This window comes from Pseudomonas sp. SIMBA_068 (assembly GCF_046534705.1).
Classification (GTDB): domain Bacteria; phylum Pseudomonadota; class Gammaproteobacteria; order Pseudomonadales; family Pseudomonadaceae; genus Aquipseudomonas; species Aquipseudomonas putida.
Genome location: NZ_JAWRYI010001798.1, coordinates 1 through 231 on the forward strand (window position 1 = coordinate 1; position 231 = coordinate 231).

The window sequence follows — 231 nt, forward strand, 5'->3', positions numbered from 1 at the left end:
CTGGCTGTTACCCATAACAACAAAAACAACACCCAAGCCCTACACCCAAGGAGGCAACATGGCCACCTACCTCGCCAGCGCCGAAGACGCCGGCAGCGAATCCGCCCACAGCGTGCCCCGGCGTTATGCCTGGGTGGTCTTTGCCCTGACCTTTGGTCTGTTGATCTTCGACTACACGCCGCGCCAGGTACTCAACGCGGTGTTCCCGCTGCTCAAGGGCGAATGGGCGTT

Annotated in this window: 1 pseudogene; it reads left to right on the plus strand. The window is 60.6% G+C overall.

The features are described 5' to 3' along the window. Positions 1 to 58: 58 nt before the first annotated feature. A pseudogene (locus SB756_RS35965) lies at positions 59 to 231 on the plus strand (multidrug DMT transporter permease); the annotation flags it as partial.